This window comes from Anaerococcus sp. NML200537 (assembly GCF_026131715.1).
GTDB lineage: Bacteria > Bacillota > Clostridia > Tissierellales > Peptoniphilaceae > Anaerococcus > Anaerococcus kampingae.
Window position 1 is genome coordinate 1 of the sequence record NZ_JAMXSL010000047.1, and the last position, 15,087, is coordinate 15,087.

Annotated in this window: 22 protein-coding genes, 1 tRNA gene and 1 riboswitch; of the genes, 5 read left to right on the top strand and 18 right to left on the bottom strand. The window is 34.7% G+C overall.

Annotation, left to right across the window (positions count from 1 at the left end; all coding sequences use genetic code 11):
- Positions 1–292 (bottom strand): GTP-binding protein (locus tag NH288_RS10265; protein ID WP_265212581.1); only part of this gene is annotated, 292 nt, incomplete at its 3' end.
- Positions 293–421: 129 nt separating this feature from the next.
- Between NH288_RS10265 and NH288_RS10270 the strand changes: the two genes are divergently transcribed.
- Positions 422–497 (top strand) — tRNA-Thr (locus NH288_RS10270).
- A 76-nt stretch (positions 498–573) separates the two neighbouring features.
- On the opposite strand, the gene NH288_RS10275 is transcribed toward NH288_RS10270, so the two are convergent.
- The 11 genes from NH288_RS10275 to glmM all read right to left on the bottom strand — a co-directional run bounded on the left by NH288_RS10275 (position 574) and on the right by glmM (position 7,383).
- On the bottom strand, positions 574–1,590 hold the full coding sequence (locus tag NH288_RS10275; protein WP_265215139.1) for a YeiH family protein: 1,017 nt from the start codon (positions 1,588–1,590) through the stop codon (positions 574–576).
- Positions 1,591–1,641: 51 nt separating this feature from the next.
- Entirely contained in the window at positions 1,642–2,085 is a 444-nt protein-coding gene (locus NH288_RS10280) for a Fur family transcriptional regulator (protein WP_106460585.1), read from the bottom strand.
- A 231-nt stretch (positions 2,086–2,316) separates the two neighbouring features.
- Entirely contained in the window at positions 2,317–2,700 is a 384-nt protein-coding gene (gene rplL / locus NH288_RS10285; protein WP_106460586.1) for a 50S ribosomal protein L7/L12, read from the bottom strand.
- 29 nt (positions 2,701–2,729) lie between these two features.
- Entirely contained in the window at positions 2,730–3,278 is a 549-nt protein-coding gene (gene rplJ, locus NH288_RS10290) for a 50S ribosomal protein L10 (RefSeq protein ID WP_106460587.1), read from the bottom strand.
- A gap of 194 nt (positions 3,279–3,472) precedes the next feature.
- A complete protein-coding gene (gene rplA, locus NH288_RS10295) occupies positions 3,473–4,183 on the bottom strand; it encodes a 50S ribosomal protein L1 (protein WP_106460588.1) in 711 nt (236 codons plus the stop codon).
- Positions 4,184–4,220: 37 nt separating this feature from the next.
- Positions 4,221–4,649, bottom strand: a complete 429-nt coding sequence (gene rplK, locus NH288_RS10300; protein ID WP_106460589.1) for a 50S ribosomal protein L11 — start codon at positions 4,647–4,649, stop codon at positions 4,221–4,223.
- 52 nt (positions 4,650–4,701) lie between these two features.
- Positions 4,702–5,289: a transcription termination/antitermination protein NusG gene (nusG, locus tag NH288_RS10305; protein WP_106460590.1), complete on the bottom strand. Its 588-nt coding sequence runs from the start codon at positions 5,287–5,289 to the stop codon at positions 4,702–4,704.
- Between the two features lie 7 nt (positions 5,290–5,296).
- Positions 5,297–5,479 carry a preprotein translocase subunit SecE gene (gene secE, locus NH288_RS10310; protein WP_106460591.1) on the bottom strand — a complete coding sequence of 61 codons (183 nt, stop codon included), beginning with the start codon at positions 5,477–5,479 and terminating at the stop codon, positions 5,297–5,299.
- 8 nt (positions 5,480–5,487) lie between these two features.
- Positions 5,488–5,637, bottom strand: coding sequence for a 50S ribosomal protein L33 (gene rpmG / locus NH288_RS10315; protein ID WP_106460592.1), 150 nt, complete (start codon positions 5,635–5,637; stop codon positions 5,488–5,490).
- Between the two features lie 80 nt (positions 5,638–5,717).
- Positions 5,718–6,041, bottom strand: coding sequence for an aspartate 1-decarboxylase (aspartate alpha-decarboxylase) (locus tag NH288_RS10320; RefSeq protein WP_311532223.1), 324 nt, complete (start codon positions 6,039–6,041; stop codon positions 5,718–5,720).
- The gene (gene glmM / locus NH288_RS10325) at positions 6,034–7,383 is read right to left on the bottom strand and encodes a phosphoglucosamine mutase (RefSeq protein WP_265215146.1); all 1,350 of its coding nucleotides are present in this window, start codon (positions 7,381–7,383) and stop codon (positions 6,034–6,036) included. Before glmM ends, NH288_RS10320 begins: the two co-directional genes overlap by 8 nt.
- 97 nt (positions 7,384–7,480) lie before the next feature.
- On the opposite strand from glmM, the gene NH288_RS10330 reads away from it, so the two are divergent.
- Entirely contained in the window at positions 7,481–8,905 is a 1,425-nt protein-coding gene (locus NH288_RS10330; RefSeq protein WP_265215147.1) for an aldehyde dehydrogenase family protein, read from the top strand.
- A gap of 79 nt (positions 8,906–8,984) precedes the next feature.
- Here the strand turns inward: NH288_RS10330 and NH288_RS10335 are convergent, their stop codons facing one another.
- Genes NH288_RS10335 through ribD form a run of 5 tightly spaced genes read right to left on the bottom strand, consistent with a single transcriptional unit; the run spans position 8,985 to position 12,913 of the window.
- Positions 8,985–9,581 (bottom strand): HAD family hydrolase, encoded by a 597-nt coding sequence (locus NH288_RS10335; RefSeq protein ID WP_265215149.1) that lies wholly within the window; start codon positions 9,579–9,581, stop codon positions 8,985–8,987.
- Positions 9,578–10,039: a 6,7-dimethyl-8-ribityllumazine synthase gene (ribE, locus tag NH288_RS10340; RefSeq protein ID WP_265215151.1), complete on the bottom strand. Its 462-nt coding sequence runs from the start codon at positions 10,037–10,039 to the stop codon at positions 9,578–9,580. Before ribE ends, NH288_RS10335 begins: the two co-directional genes overlap by 4 nt.
- The gene (gene ribA / locus NH288_RS10345) at positions 10,032–11,243 is read right to left on the bottom strand and encodes a GTP cyclohydrolase II (protein WP_265215153.1); all 1,212 of its coding nucleotides are present in this window, start codon (positions 11,241–11,243) and stop codon (positions 10,032–10,034) included. Before ribA ends, ribE begins: the two co-directional genes overlap by 8 nt.
- 1 nt (position 11,244) lies before the next feature.
- The gene (locus NH288_RS10350; protein WP_265215154.1) at positions 11,245–11,859 is read right to left on the bottom strand and encodes a riboflavin synthase; all 615 of its coding nucleotides are present in this window, start codon (positions 11,857–11,859) and stop codon (positions 11,245–11,247) included.
- The gene (gene ribD, locus NH288_RS10355; RefSeq protein ID WP_265215155.1) at positions 11,837–12,913 is read right to left on the bottom strand and encodes a bifunctional diaminohydroxyphosphoribosylaminopyrimidine deaminase/5-amino-6-(5-phosphoribosylamino)uracil reductase RibD; all 1,077 of its coding nucleotides are present in this window, start codon (positions 12,911–12,913) and stop codon (positions 11,837–11,839) included. The genes NH288_RS10350 and ribD overlap by 23 nt, the downstream gene beginning before the upstream one ends.
- Before the next feature lie 84 nt (positions 12,914–12,997).
- Positions 12,998–13,111: riboswitch (FMN riboswitch) on the bottom strand.
- Between the two features lie 91 nt (positions 13,112–13,202).
- Here ribD and NH288_RS10360 point away from each other — a divergent pair.
- The 3 genes from NH288_RS10360 to NH288_RS10370 are packed head-to-tail and all read left to right on the top strand — an operon-like array spanning position 13,203 to position 14,928.
- On the top strand, positions 13,203–13,913 hold the full coding sequence (locus tag NH288_RS10360) for a tRNA1(Val) (adenine(37)-N6)-methyltransferase (RefSeq protein ID WP_265215157.1): 711 nt from the start codon (positions 13,203–13,205) through the stop codon (positions 13,911–13,913).
- Complete coding sequence (rsmI, locus tag NH288_RS10365; RefSeq protein ID WP_265215159.1) at positions 13,913–14,743, top strand: 16S rRNA (cytidine(1402)-2'-O)-methyltransferase; 831 nt, start codon at positions 13,913–13,915, stop codon at positions 14,741–14,743. The genes NH288_RS10360 and rsmI overlap by 1 nt, the downstream gene beginning before the upstream one ends.
- On the top strand, positions 14,740–14,928 hold the full coding sequence (locus NH288_RS10370; protein ID WP_265215161.1) for a hypothetical protein: 189 nt from the start codon (positions 14,740–14,742) through the stop codon (positions 14,926–14,928). The genes rsmI and NH288_RS10370 overlap by 4 nt, the downstream gene beginning before the upstream one ends.
- Positions 14,929–15,001: 73 nt before the next feature.
- On the opposite strand, the gene NH288_RS11435 is transcribed toward NH288_RS10370, so the two are convergent.
- Positions 15,002–15,082, bottom strand: a complete 81-nt coding sequence (locus tag NH288_RS11435) for an IS3 family transposase (protein ID WP_414731760.1) — start codon at positions 15,080–15,082, stop codon at positions 15,002–15,004.
- Positions 15,083–15,087: the final 5 nt, after the last annotated feature.

Sequence of the window (15,087 nt, forward strand, 5' to 3'; positions counted from 1 at the left end):
CTGCACCTGTGATCATGTTTTTAACGTAGTCAGCGTGGCCTGGAGCGTCGATGTGTGCGTAGTGTCTTTTTTCTGTTTCGTATTCTACTACTGATGTGTTGATTGTGATTCCACGTTCTCTTTCTTCAGGAGCTTTATCGATGTGTTCATAATCGATGTATTCACCTGTACCGTATTTTTTGTTTAGGGCTTGGGTGATTGCTGCTGTTGTTGTTGTTTTACCGTGGTCTACGTGGCCGATTGTACCAATATTAATATGTGGTTTGCTTCTTTCAAATGTTTGTTTACTCATTAATTCCTCCTAATGTACTCTTATTCTTTATTTTACCATATTTATAATAAAAATTCTATTATTTTATAGATAATTATTTTATTAAGTTTTACTTGCATTTTTTTATGTAGCTTGTATAATAGAATATATGCCACTTTAGCTCAGTAGGTAGAGCGCTTCCATGGTAAGGAAGAGGTCCTCGGTTCAATTCCGGGAAGTGGCTCCATTTTTTTGCAATAAAACAGACTTATTTTTTTAATCCCCACATAAATGGAGATTTTAAAATAAGTCTGTTTTTTTATTTATACTAGACCCATGGCATAAATTACTGCTATAGCAACTATTACTACTAATAAGGAAATAACAAACCCGTGAATCATTGGATTAATGCCTGCCTTTTTCATATCCCTATACTTAGTATTTAATCCTATTGCAGCAAGAGCTGCCACCATCAAAAATTTTGATATGGTTTTTAGATTATTTGATAAATTTTGAGATATAAGCCCCATTGAGTTTAGGCCAACCATTATTAAAAATCCTAAAATAAAATAAGGAATTATTGAAGTAACAGAAAATTTCTTTTCTATATAATCATGTCCTAGTTTTTTAACTTCCAACCTATGATGTATAAGTCTAAATATCAGTACAACTGGTATTATTGATAAGGTTCTGGTAAGTTTTACCATTGTAGCAAAATCTCCTGCAGCATCTGAATAAGCAAAACCCGCTGCTACTACAGAACTTGTATCATTAACGGCTGTTCCTGTCCAAAGCCCGTAGGCCATATCCGAAAGTCCTAGAGCCTTACCCATTATAGGAAAGACTACTATCATTAGCATATCAAATAAAAATGTTGCGCTCATTGCATAGGCAATATCCGTATCCTCAGCCTCTATAACAGGTGCTATGGCTGCTATTGCAGATCCTCCACAGATACCTGTGCCTGCTGATATGAGATTACTCATCTTCCAATTAAGGCCTAAGGCTTTTCCTATAAAATATCCTGCTCCAAAACATGTTAATAAGGTAAATACCATTACATATATTGATAGCTTACCTACAGATAAAACCATATTTATGTTAAGGCTTGCTCCAAATAAAATGATTGCAAACTTCAATAGTCTTTTTGATGTAAATCTTATACCATCTTTTAGGACTTTTTCGGTATCGATTATTGTATTTAAAAACATTCCTATAAATAATGCTATAACCGATCCACCAATTACGTGTATTGGCAATAAATTTTCTAAAAATTGCGAAATAAAAGCAATTAGTAAAGCCAAGCCTATGCCTGGTAAATATAATAATATTTTTTTCATTTTCCCTCCATTCTTACTAATAAAAAAAGCGTTTGAAAAAACGCTAAATTTTCACTTACATTCTGGGCATACACCCCTATAGATTACTTCTGTGGTATCTATTATATAATCTTTTAACATATCTGGTTTTTTCATGTCTGATATTTCCAAATCCTGAATTTTGCCGCAAGATTCACAAATAAAGTGTCCATGGTTAGGCCTTTTAAATTCATACCTCTTTGAAGACATATTAAAGTCGAGCTCTTTTACAAGTTTATTTTTTACGAAAAGATTTAAGCTATTGTAAACTGTAGCTTGACTAATTACAGGATCCTTAGTTACTAAGTCACTAAAAATCATCTCTGCTGTTGGGTGAATAGGATGGGTTATCAAATAATCCAAAATTAATAATCTCTGGTGAGATATCCTTATATTTTTGTCTTGAAGAATTTTTTTAAGTTTATTTAGCCTTTTATCAGGATCTTCATCTCTTAAACTCTCTACATACTTGTGCATATTTTCCCACACCTTTCTATCTTAGAATATACGTGAAAATGTCTATTTGTCAATCATTGGGAATGATTATCTAAATCAATTCTCTGTCTTTAAAAAGGTTTATTTTTATATTTTTTGAATAAAAACCTATAAGTATATGAATAAGTATTCTTACTATTAAGTGATTATATAAAAATTTAAAAGCTCCCAGTGAATACTAGGAGCCTTTACTAAATTTAAATTATTATTTAATTAAGCTAATTCTACTTCAGCGCCTGCTTCTTCTAGAGCTGCTTTAACTTCTTCAGCCTTATCTTTAGCTACGCCTTCAAGTACGTTTCCTGGAGCACCGTCTACAAGTGCTTTAGCTTCTTTTAGTCCAAGACCAGCTACATCTTTAACAACTTTAATTACGTTGATTTTTGATTGTCCAGCTGATTTAAGAACTACGTCAAATTCTGATTTTTCTGCTGCTGCTTCACCAGCTGCTCCGCCTGCTGCTGGAGCTGCTACTGCTACTGCTGCTTGTGCAGATACGTCAAATTCTTCTTCGATTGCTTTAACTAGTTCTGAAAGTTCAAGAACTGTAAGATTTTTGATTTCTTCTAATAGGTTTGTTACTTTTTCTGATGCCATTTTTATATTCTCCTTAAATTATATTGTTATTATGCTGCTTCGTTTTCTTTTTTGCTTGCCACTTCATTAAGGGCGATAGCAAGTTTAGATATAGTGTTATTAAGATCTCCAGCAAGAGTTCTAATAGGTGCTTGTAATACATTTGCAAGCATTGAGTGAAGTACTTCTGTTCCTGGTAATGTAGCTATTGCCATCATTTGTTCACTATTTTGGTAGTTTCCTTCAACTATACCTGATTTAAGTGTTAACTTGTCTGCGTTTTCGTCGTTTTCTTTTCTGTAGTCAACTGCTATCTTTGGTCCGTCAACTAATTCTGTGTTTGAGAAGATTAGTGCGTTTGATCCCTTTAGGTCTTCGATTAATTCTGTATATCCAAGTTCTTCAAAAGCAAATCTCATCATTGTATTCTTGTAAACTTTGTATTCAGTGTCTTTTTCTCTGAATTTGTTACGAAGATCTGTGATTTCCTTAACGTCCATGCGGTCAAAACCTACTAATGTTACTGATTTCGCATTTTCGATTTTTCCTTTGATTTCATCAACTACTAGCTGTTTAGCTGCTATAGCTTTTTCGCTCACTTTTTCACCTCCTAAGGCTAATGGTAGGTATATAAAAACCCCACTTATAAAGACACCTTAAAGATGCCCATACCGGTGGGGATGTGTGTAATTTTCCCACCTATACGCAATTATTAAACATTTATGTCTGCGTAGTCTTTGGTAGCCTGTTTATTTGACTTTTATATTATATCACCAATTTCTAAAAATGCAAATTATTTTTCTGCTAATTCTGCAGCTTTAGCTGGGTTTAGTTTAACACCAGGACCCATTGTTGATGATACGGTGATTGATCTGATATATTTACCCTTTGCTGCTGCTGGTCTAGCTTTTACTACTTCTGTAATTAAAGCTCTGATATTTTCAGTAAGTTTTTCAGCACCAAATGATACTTTTCCTGTTGGTACGTGGATAAGGTTAGCTTTGTCTGTTCTGTATTCTACCTTACCTGCTTTGATGTCAGCGATAGCTTGTGCTACATCATTTGTTACTGTACCTGTTTTTGGGTTTGGCATTAAGCCTTGAGGTCCTAGTACTCTACCTAGTCTACCTACTGTTGCCATCATATCTGGTGTAGCTATTACTACATCAAAATCTAACCAACCATCTTTTTGGATTTTTTCAGCATATTCTTCATTACCTGCAAAATCTGCTCCAGCTGATAGAGCTTCATCTATTCTATCATCTTTTACAAATGCAAGTACTCTTTGAACCTTACCTGTACCGTGTGGTAGGATTACAGTTCCTCTTACTTGTTGGTCAGCGTGACGGCTGTCAACACCGAGCTTGAAGTGTAATTCTACTGTTTCGTCAAAGTTTGCCTTTGCTGTTTTTTCTACTATTTCTATCGCTTCATTTAGTTCGTATTCTTTTGTAGAATCATAAGATGCCTTTGATTCTAAGTATTTTTTTCCTCTTTTAGCCATTTAATTCCTCCTGTGGTAAACGAGTTAATCTCTCCCACTAATCTTCTACAGTGACTCCCATACTTCTTGCTGTTCCTGCTATCATACTTACTGCAGCTTCTAAGCTTGCAGCGTTAAGATCTTCCATCTTTGTTTTAGCAATTTCTTCAAGTTGGCTTCTCTTGATTGATCCAACTTTCTTTTTGTTTGGTTCTCCAGAACCCTTAGCAAGATTTATTGCTTTCTTGATTAATACTGGTGCTGGTGGTGTTTTTGTTATAAATTTAAATGTTCTATCCGTATAAATAGTCATTTCTACCGGTATTATCATTCCTGCTTGGTCAGCTGTCTTAGCATTAAATGCTTGTACGAACTCCATGATGTTAATTCCGTGAGGTCCTAGTGCGGTACCTACTGGTGGTGCAGGAGAAGCTGCTCCTGCTGGTACTTGTAATTTTACTATCGCTTGTATATCTTTTTCTGCCATTTTTACCTCCTTGTGGTGATTCGGGTTCCCCCTCCCACTTATTTAGACAGTACTAAATTTCCTCTATATCGCTATATTCTAAGTCTATTAATGTATCACGGCCAAACATATCTACGTATGCCTTGATAGTACCCTTTTGCTTGTCGATTTCATCGATTTTTGCTACGAAATCCTTAAATGGTCCGGCAATAATATTTACACTATCACCTACATTTACATTAATATTAAGAACTGGTTCTTTCTCTTTTACACCAAACTTTCTTACTTCAGCTGGTGTAAGAGCTACTGGATCACCATCTGGTCCAACAAAACCTGTTACCCCTTGGGTATTTCTTATTATATACCAAGACTTATTGGTTATGTTCATCTTGACCATTACATAGCCTGGAAATAGCTTTCTAGTTTTGACTTTTTTGTCGTTATTTTTTACTTCGACATATTCTTCAGTTGGTACAGTTACATCTATAATATCTGGATTTTGTTCATTATCTATCATCATCTGAATCTTATCAGAGACTCTATTTTCATATCCAGTATAGGTGTGAACTACATACCATTTAGCATTTTTCTCTGCTTCTGTAAGTTCTGTCTTGTTTTCTTCTTCCTTTATATTCTCGTCAAAATTTAAAGAATCAGTCATCATTCACCTACATTATAATTGAAAGTAGGAAATGGAAGACCTTATCAAGGACCCAAATAGATACTGCTGTTACAGCACTAATAGCTATTACTATTAAAGAATACTCAATTGTAGTCTTTAATGTAGGCCATTGAATCTTTTTATATTCTTTAATGACTCCACTAAAGAAAGAATCTTTTTTCTTAGCCATTGTTACTCCTACTTTGTTTCTTTATGAACTGTGTGCTTTTTGCAGAATGGACAATATTTTTTAAGCTCAATTCTTTCACTATGAGTAGTTTTGTTTTTAGTTGTATCATAGTTTCTGTTTTTGCATTCTGTGCATTCTAATTTAACTTTAGTTCTCATAAAACACCTCCTATTTACTTATACGGATACTTCCATACAATGAATTATATTACCATCTAAGTCTACCTTTGTCAATACTTTTAGTCGATTTTTAGCAGATTTTTTAAAAAAATTTCTCTCTTTTTGATAAGAACTTTTCTTAAATCATCTAAATCATGATTTGAAAAGCAATAATCCGAATAAGAAATGAGTATATCTTCTATATCATCAAGCTCATAAAGACCATCTTCATAAACCCTTCCTAGGTACTCATCTTCCCTGTCATAGTACATTACTGGTGGATAGCCCTTAAGATTTGATGTATCAAAGGCTATATAGGATTCTTTGGCGTAAACCCTATCTTTTATTATTAACATCTTCTCTTTAATATCTATTTCTCGTCCAGACTTAAAATCTTTAATCAAGGCTTAATCCATAATCTTTGATAGCTTTTACAATTTCTTCTGCAGCTTCGTGGGCACCTTCTTCTGTTTCTGCCTCAACCATTACCCTAACAAGTGGCTCTGTTCCAGATTTACGAACTAATACCCTACCTGAATCAGCAAGGTCAGCAGTGATTTTTTCAATAACAGAAGCCACTCCTTCATTATCTAAAACTGTATCCTTATCCTTAACCCTTACATTTATTAAGACTTGTGGGTAGATTTTTAAATCTCTTAATAAAGATTTAAGATCAGATTTTGATTCTATAACAGCTTCCATAATTTTAAGAGATGTTAAGATTCCGTCACCTGTATTAGCAAATTTCTTTAATATTATATGTCCTGATTGCTCTCCACCTAGTTCTATGTCCTTTTCATACATTCTTTGGTGGACGAATTTATCACCTACATCAGTTTTTTCATATCCAATTCCTAAATTATCAAAGGCTTTATAAAGGCCAATATTTGACATTACAGTTGTAACTACCTTATTAGAATCTAGACCGCCCTCTTTTTTCATGTAGTTTGCAAGTATATAAAGTATAGCATCCCCATCGACTATATTTCCTTCATTATCAACAGCTATACACCTGTCAGCATCTCCATCATAAGCAAAGCCAATATCAAGTTTATTTTTAACTACAAAATCTCTTAAGACGTCTATATGAGTTGATCCAGCATTGTTATTTATATTAAAACCATTAGGTTCATCATTTATTACAAAGGTATCAGCTCCAAGCGCATCATATACTGGTTTTGCAATTGTAAAGGCTGCTCCATTTGCTGGATCAAGACCCACTCTCATTCCCTCAAAAGATTTAGTTACAGTTTGAATTAAATATGCTATATATCTATTCCTACCGCCTATATAATCAACAGTCCTTCCTATATCTTCACCCTTAGCAAGTTCAATAGATTTTATGTCTGCATCTATATATTCTTCAAGACTTTCTAGGAAGTCATCCTCCATTTTCTCACCATTTTTGTTTATAAGCTTTATACCATTGTCATGGTAAGGGTTATGACTTGCTGTAATCATAATTCCACAGTCAAAATCTTCTACTCTAGTTATATATGAAACTGAAGGAGTTGTAGTAACATGGAGAAGATAAGCATTTGATCCTGATGAAGTAATACCAGCTGATAGGGCATCTTCAAACATATATGAAGACCTTCTGGTATCCTTGCCTATAAGAATTTTACCATTACCATTTTTCTTTTTTGAAAAATAATCTCCTATAAATCTTCCGATTTTAAAGGCATGATAAACATTAAGCCCTTCATTAGCCTCTCCTCTAAAACCATCTGTACCAAAATATTTCATTTATATCTCCTTAAAATTTAACTTCTTTACTTTTTATATTATACCCTATTGATAAATTTACAAAAAATTGGGTAGAAAAATCAGGAAGGAGTAAAGTATGAATTTTGAAAAACTTAACAATGAAAAACTATATATAGACGGAAAATATGTTGATAGCGAGAGAAATGAATGGATAGAAGTTGAAAATCCAGCAACTAACGAAATCATTTCCAAAGTCCCAAAGGCAAGTAGCAATGAAATTAATCTTGCAGTTGAGTCTGCTTATGAGGCTTTTAAAACTTTTTCTAAAACTAGTCTTGAGGAAAGAATTGCTTATATAGAGAAATTTAAAAATTGGATGATAGATCACCAAGATGAAATAATGGAAACTATTAAAGATGAGCTAGGTGTACCTATAAGAATTGCAAAACCAGGTCAATTTGATAAGCAAATGAGAAGAATAGATGTCTTTATCGATCAAGCTAGGAAAATCGAATACAAAATTGATATGGATGGTGGCTATGTAAGGATGGAGCCAATTGGAGTTGTAGCTAGCCTTACACCCTGGAATTATCCTCTAGGGCAAATCATAATGAAAGTTATACCAGCCCTACTTATGGGTTGTACAGTTGTCCAAAAGCCGGCTTCAGATACACCACTTACAGCTTATTTTGTAGCTAAGGCTTTTGATGAGATTGGCCTTCCTAAGGGCGTATTTAACCTAATAACCGGCTCAGGGGCAGAAGTAGGCGATGTTTTAAACTCACATCCAAAAGTAGCCATGGTCTCCTATACAGGAAGTCTAGCTGGTGGTTCTTCTTCAGCCAAACACGCCATGGAAACATCCAAAAAAGTAGTCCTAGAGCTTGGTGGCAAATCTCCAGCTATCTTTATCAAGGGAGCAGACATTAAGATGGGTGTAAAGCAAGTCTTAAACAGAGTCTACCTAAATGTAGGTCAAACTTGCTCCTGCCTATCAAGAGCAATTATAACTGAAGATATATATGATGATGTAATAAAAGAATTCATAGCCCAATATGATAATTATCCAGTAGGAGATCCTGATGATGAAAAAACTGTCGTAGGAAGTCTAGCTGGTAAAAAACAATTTAACAGAGTAAAAGGCTTTATAGAAGAAGGAATCAAGGAAGGCGCTACCCTTCTTAAAGGAGAAGTCCCAAAAGAAAGCCAAGTTGGTTATTATGTAAAACCTGTTATCTTTACCGATGTTAAGCCAGGTATGGCCATCCATGATAAGGAAATTTTCGGACCAGTTGTTTCAGTAATCAAGGTAAAAGATAAAAAAGAAGCTATAGAAGTAGCAAATGCTGTAGACTTCGGACTATCTTCCGCTGTCTTTGGCAATGAAGAAGAAGCTCTTGAAATTGCCTATGAATTAAAAGCAGGTGATGTCTACCTAAATTCTAACGGTGGAAGTCCAGAATTACCTTTTGGTGGTCGCAAGCAATCAGGAATAGGCAGAGAAGGCGGAAAATTCGGACTCATGGAATACCTAGAACCTAAGTCAATCCATACTGCCTAATACCAAATTAAATTATAAAAAAGCTAGCCTTGTTGAATGTACTTGCCATTCCTTAAGTCTAGCTTTTTAATTTAATACTTTATAAAATATCCCTTAACTCTAATATTGAAGAGATTTTTATATCCGCTCCACAAGCCTCGACAGTCTTTCCATAGCCGTAAGTCGCAAAAATTGTTTTTTGCTTGTTATTAAGGCCTGCTTCCATATCTTCCCTGCGGTCTCCTATCATTATATAAGAATCGTTCAGTTCTTTTCTAAGAATCTTATATTTATCCAAATAATCGTAGTCTTCCCCTATAAAATATTTTGAAAAATACTTATCTAAACCAAATTTTTCCCTGGCAGCATCCATATAGACCCTCCTACATTTTGATAAAATATATAGGTCATATTTTTCTTTTAAATAGGAAAGAGTCTCATGAGCCCCTTCATAAAGCTGGCCTTCTTCTGTCATATATTTAATAATCCTATCTCCATTTTTCTTTATATAGGGCGTTTTGTCAGAATCATCGTTTAAAATTATATCCCAAACTTCCTTTGGCCCCATCCCAATAAAGGATTTGAAGTCAAAATCATCTATTGATAATTTTAAATCGCTGAGGCTTTCTTCGATAGCTTTTTTGTAGGCTATTTCTGTCTTATGAATTGTCCCGTCAAAGTCAAATACTAAGATCATATAAGGTCAACAAGATTTGCCATTTCTATAGCAGAAATAGCAGCTTCAGCCCCTTTATTGCCTGACTTAACTCCTGCCCTTTGGACTGCTTGGTCTACATTATCTGTTGTTACAACTCCAAATATCACTGGTTTTTCACTATCAAGGCCAACAGCTGCCACTCCCTTAGATACTTCTGCACAAACATAATCAAAGTGTGGTGTATCTCCTCTAATTACAGCTCCCAAGCAAATTACAGCATCTATATTATCTTTTTTTGCAAGTTTCTTAGCAGCAAGAGGTATTTCAAAGGCACCAGGCACCCTTACTATAAATATTTCATCATCTTTCACCTCATGTCTTTTCAAGGCATCAAGGCAACCTTCAAGCAACCTATCTGTTATAAAATTATTAAATCTTGCAACTACTATGGCATATTTTTTATTATTTGAAACTAAATTAGCACTATATTCACGCATTTTTCATCTCCTTAAATTCTTTTAATTCATGTCCCATTCTTATAGCTTTTATTTTTAGGTAATTTCTATCAATATTGTTTGACCTTATTTCTAAAGGTTCTCGTTTTTCTACCCTAATCCCATATTTTTCTATTTGATTTATCTTATCAGGATTATTTGTCATAAGGCTAATTGACTCTACTCCTAGCTTTCTAAGCATTTCTGCTGCTATTTTGTAGTCCCTCATATCCTCTGGAAATCCGAGCTTTATGTTGGCATCGACAGTGTCATAGCCTTGTTCCTGGAGTTCGTAGGCCTTAAGCTTGTTAAATAAGCCTATACCCCTACCTTCTTGACGGAGGTAGAGAAGGACGCCCTGGCCTTTCTCTTCGATTTTCTTGAGAGCCTTGTGGAGTTGGCTACCGCAATCACACCTTTTTGACCCTAGCACATCACCTGTCAAACATTCTGAGTGAATCCTGGTTAAGACATTTTTAGCCTTGATATCACCCTTAGTTATGGCTATGTGCTCTTTGCCTGTTTTTTCATCGAGGAAACCATAGGCAACAAAGTTTCCATAATCACTTGGTAGTTTCACTGGATTTGTTTTTTTAAGTCCTAGCTCCTCAAGAGATCTCCTATATTCTTGGATTTTTTCTACAGTTGTCATCTTCATACCAAGTTCTTTAGCTAATTTCTTAAGGTCATCCCCCCTCATCATATGGCCATCTTCTGCCATAATTTCACAGCAAAGGCCTACTTCTTTAAGGCATGCTAGCCTCATAAGGTCAACTGTTGCCTCTGTGTGGCCATCCCTTACCAAGACTCCTCCTTCCTTGGCTATTAAAGGAAAGACGTGGCCTGGTCTTCTAAAGTCCTCTGCTTTTGACTTTGGATTTACAAGCTCTCTGATTGTTTTAGCCCTCTCAAAGGCTGATATTCCAGTAGTTGTATCGACATGGTCGATAGAAACTGTAAAGGCTGTCTCATGATTATCTGTATTATTTTCAACCATTGGATGGAGGTTTAAGCTTTCTGCCACTGCCTTTGATATTGGTGTGCAAATCAGGCCCTTTCCGTAGCTTGCCATGATATTTACCATCTGTCCTGTCACATTTTCGCCAGGGCAGATGAAGTCTCCCTCATTTTCTCTTGATTCATCATCAGTTACTATTACGATTTCATTTCTCTTTAATGCTTCTATTACTTCTTTTACACTGTCCATATCAATTTAGCCCCAAAAGTGAGCTTAAGTCCTCCTTATTTTCATTTTTGTATAATTTTTCTACAAATCTTCCGATTATATCTGTTTCTATATTTACCAAATCGCCTATTTTTTTATATTTAAAATTCGTATTTGCAATAGTTTCAGGAATGAGTGAAACTTCAAAAGTATCTGCTGATTCTTTTGATACAGTTAAGGATATGCCATCTATGGCTACCGACCCCTTGTTAACTATATACTTACAAATTTCTCTTTTTGTTTTAAACCTATAGACATTTTTATTAATTGAAATAAGTTTTCCAACTCCATCTATGTGACCTTGGACAATGTGACCATCAAGCCTATCAGCAAAGCGAAGGGCCCTTTCTAGGTTGACATATTTTCCAAGCATTGAAGGAGTAAATTTTGTCTTATCTAGGCTTTCCTGCATTAGATCTGCCTTGTAATAATCAGGACCAAATTCCTTAACAGTTAAGCAAACTCCATCAGTCATAATAGAGTCTCCAAGTTTTAAATCTTCTAAGACTTCCTTGCAAGTGATCTTAATCTCTACATGGTCAGACCTATTGGAAAACTGGCTTACCTTTCCTAATTCAACTGAAATCCCTGTAAACATTTCTCACCTCTAGCATAATGTCTTCATCAAATCTTTCTATATGGTCAATTCTAAATTTCTTAGCATCTTTTATAGTCTTGGCTCCTTCGCCCATAAAGGCTGATCTAGAATTTTCACCAGCAACCACGATTGGGGCTATAAATTCATATACTTTATCAACTAAGTCTTCTTCCAAAAAGGAAGAATTAAGTATAGATCCTCCTTCAACTAAGATTGATGAAACATTCATTTCATATAATTTTCCAACCAAGTCCTTTAAATCAACCTGACCGTCCTTTTCCTTGCAGTAAATAAGATCAGCATTTAGGTTAGTTTCCTTATCTCCTATGGTTCCTATATAAGTTTTCTTATCTGATTCTAGGTTAAAAATATCAAGGTCAGGATCGAAAGCTAAGTCAGAAGCAACTATTACCCTAATAGGATCCACCCCATCTTTAAGCCTACAATTAAGCCTTGCCTTATCCTTTAGGAGGGTATTTTTACCTATAATAATAGCATCATAGTCATTCCTAAGTTTATGGACATAGGTCCTTGATTTCTCGCCGCTTATCCGTTTAGAATCATAAGTTTCTGTAGCTATTTTCCCGTCAAGGCTCATGGCATATTTTAGACTTACAAGAGGTCTTTTATATTTCATATTAAAGAAGAACTTCTCATTTAGCTTCTTACCTTCATCTTCTAAAACTCCTGTAACAACCTCAATACCTGCTTCTTTGAGCTTTTTAATCCCATCGACTTTTGGATTAGTATCAAGGTTTGCTATAACAACCTTAGCTATGCCCTTTCTTATGACTTCATCAACACAAGGTGGATGTTTGCCAAAATGTGAACATGGCTCTAAGTTTACAAAAAGTGTAGCACCCTTCGGATCCTCCTTTAGATTCTTAAAGCAATCAATTTCAGCATGGTCATCATAAAAAGACTTGTGATAGCCCCTGCCTATAACTTCTCCATCCTTATATACAAGTGCCCCCACCATGGGATTGGTAAGAACCCTTCCCGCTCCCTTTTTAGCTAGTTTGAAGCACTCTTTCATCAAATCTTCGTAATTCAAATTTCCTCCTTTTGGGGAATGAAAAAAGTCCCCTTTCAGGGACTAAAATTAAAAGAAAAATTTTTCACAAATATAGGAAAAAAATATAAACTTCTCTCATCCAGACTCTAACTGTCGGTATCGGAATTTCACCGATTCGGCTATCGCTCGCAGACTATAACTGCCGGTGGGGAATTACGCCCCGCCCTGAAGATTATTTCTAATTACATCTATATTATAATATAAGGTTTTCCTAATGTCAAATATTATTTTAAATTTATATTTTATCATAATCTGATATAATAGACTTATGAGAAAACTAGATTATATACCACGAACAAAAATAAAAATGATTCATGTAGATGGGTCCTATTCCTTTGGGATTGATTCAATCCTCTTAGGGGATTTTGCAAAGATGAAAAAAGGAACGAGCCTTTTAGATATAGGATCAGGAAATGGCATCCTCGCCATGATGGCAAATGACCTTTACAAGCTTGATAAGGTCTACGCTGTAGAAATTCAAAAGCAAAAGGTAGAAATTTTAAAGGAAAACTTAGACCTAAATAGCATAGACAATATCGAAATTATCGCTAATGACCTAAATAAAATAGATTTTAAGGAAAACTCTCTAGATTATATCATTACAAACCCACCCTATTATAAGAAAGGCCACAATATAGGCAATAAGGAGGGGGAATTTCTTATCTCAAGACAAGAAATCTATCTTAATCTGGATGATATATTTACATTTTCTAACAAGACCTTAAAGGATAAGGGCAAACTTTTTATGGTCCACAAGCCGGAAAGAATGGTTGAAATCTTTCAAAAATCAGGCAATCTTAAGGCAAAAAGAATCCGTTTTGTATCATCTACCTTTGATTCCAAACCCCAATTTATCCTCATAGAATTTGTAAAAAATGCTAAAGATGGCCTTAAAATCGAAGACCCAATTATAATTTATAAGGACGGATCATATACCGACCAAGTTAAAAAAATAAACGGAACCTACAAGGAGAACTAATGGATTATCAAATATACTTTGTGCCAACACCAATCGGCAACCTCGAAGATATGACCCTAAGGGCAATAAAAACTCTAAAAGAAGTGGACCTAATAGCCTGCGAAGATACCAGGGAGTCTAAAAAACTCTTAAATTTCTACGAAATAGATAAGCCCCTAACTTCTTACCACAAATTTAACGAACAAGCCAAGGGCGAAGAATTAATAAAAAAAGCAAGTGAGGGTATGACAATAGGAGTAATAAGCGACCAGGGCATGCCTGGTATGTCAGATCCAGGTGAAATCTTAATTAAAAAGTGCATAGAAAATAATATTTCTTACACAATTCTACCTGGACCAAGCTCAATCCTAACAGCCCTCATAGGGTCTGGTCAAGATATGTCAGCCTTTTCCTTTTATGGCTTTATTGGCAAGAAAACTAAGGAGAAAAAAGAATTTTACGAAAAATTAAAAAATGAAGATAAGACATCAATAATATTTGATTCAGTTCACAATCTCCCAAAAACTATAGAAGACTTCAAGGAAATATTTCCAGTAAGAAAACTTACCATAGCTAGGGAATTAACAAAAAAGTTTGAAGAATACAAAACCTACACAATCAAAGACATAGATCCAGAAGAGATCACCTTTAAGGGTGAATTTGTCCTAATTTTGGAAGGCAAAAAGGAAGAAGAATTTGAGGATATTTCAAACTTTGATGAAGAAATAAGACAAATGATTGAAGAGGGTAAGTCTACCAAAGAAATCGTAAAAATAATAAAGAAAGAATCTTCTTTTTCAAAAAATGAAATCTATGAATATATAATAAATTTTAGCAAGGATAATATATGAAAAACCCTAGAAAATATTTATTTATAGGCATCTTCATGCTTGTTATTGCAGCTGTCTTTATATCCTATGCCCTAAGACATCCAGAAGGGTCCTTTCCATGGCCCTTAGGACTTACTTATTTCCTTTATACAGCTTATCTTGCCCTTACCATACATTTTATAATTAAAGGCTTTAGAAAAAACTAAATAATATTAAAACATACTAAAATACCAGGTCAAGTGACCTGAACCCGTAAACACGGAATAATTTAATAATATTTTAAGCGGAATGTAATCTGTACATAACAGGGGACATTCCGTTTAATTTTGTTTTAATCCTATCCTCATTGTACCATCTAATATATT

Bases quoted from the DNA above. Each gene is read 5' to 3' on its own strand.
- NH288_RS10275 (WP_265215139.1), bottom strand. From the start codon at position 1,590: ATGAAAAAAATATTATTATATTTACCAGGCATAGGCTTGGCTTTACTA.
- NH288_RS10280 (WP_106460585.1), bottom strand. From the start codon at position 2,085: ATGCACAAGTATGTAGAGAGTTTAAGAGATGAAGATCCTGATAAAAGG.
- rplL (WP_106460586.1), bottom strand. From the start codon at position 2,700: ATGGCATCAGAAAAAGTAACAAACCTATTAGAAGAAATCAAAAATCTT.
- rplA (WP_106460588.1), bottom strand. From the start codon at position 4,183: ATGGCTAAAAGAGGAAAAAAATACTTAGAATCAAAGGCATCTTATGAT.
- rplK (WP_106460589.1), bottom strand. From the start codon at position 4,649: ATGGCAGAAAAAGATATACAAGCGATAGTAAAATTACAAGTACCAGCA.
- nusG (WP_106460590.1), bottom strand. From the start codon at position 5,289: ATGACTGATTCTTTAAATTTTGACGAGAATATAAAGGAAGAAGAAAAC.
- secE (WP_106460591.1), bottom strand. From the start codon at position 5,479: ATGGCTAAGAAAAAAGATTCTTTCTTTAGTGGAGTCATTAAAGAATAT.
- rpmG (WP_106460592.1), bottom strand. From the start codon at position 5,637: ATGAGAACTAAAGTTAAATTAGAATGCACAGAATGCAAAAACAGAAAC.
- glmM (WP_265215146.1), bottom strand. From the start codon at position 7,383: ATGAAATATTTTGGTACAGATGGTTTTAGAGGAGAGGCTAATGAAGGG.
- NH288_RS10330 (WP_265215147.1), top strand. From the start codon at position 7,481: ATGAATTTTGAAAAACTTAACAATGAAAAACTATATATAGACGGAAAA.
- NH288_RS10335 (WP_265215149.1), bottom strand. From the start codon at position 9,581: ATGATCTTAGTATTTGACTTTGACGGGACAATTCATAAGACAGAAATA.
- ribE (WP_265215151.1), bottom strand. From the start codon at position 10,039: ATGCGTGAATATAGTGCTAATTTAGTTTCAAATAATAAAAAATATGCC.
- ribA (WP_265215153.1), bottom strand. From the start codon at position 11,243: ATGGACAGTGTAAAAGAAGTAATAGAAGCATTAAAGAGAAATGAAATC.
- NH288_RS10350 (WP_265215154.1), bottom strand. From the start codon at position 11,859: ATGTTTACAGGGATTTCAGTTGAATTAGGAAAGGTAAGCCAGTTTTCC.
- NH288_RS10360 (WP_265215157.1), top strand. From the start codon at position 13,203: ATGAGAAAACTAGATTATATACCACGAACAAAAATAAAAATGATTCAT.
- rsmI (WP_265215159.1), top strand. From the start codon at position 13,913: ATGGATTATCAAATATACTTTGTGCCAACACCAATCGGCAACCTCGAA.
- NH288_RS10370 (WP_265215161.1), top strand. From the start codon at position 14,740: ATGAAAAACCCTAGAAAATATTTATTTATAGGCATCTTCATGCTTGTT.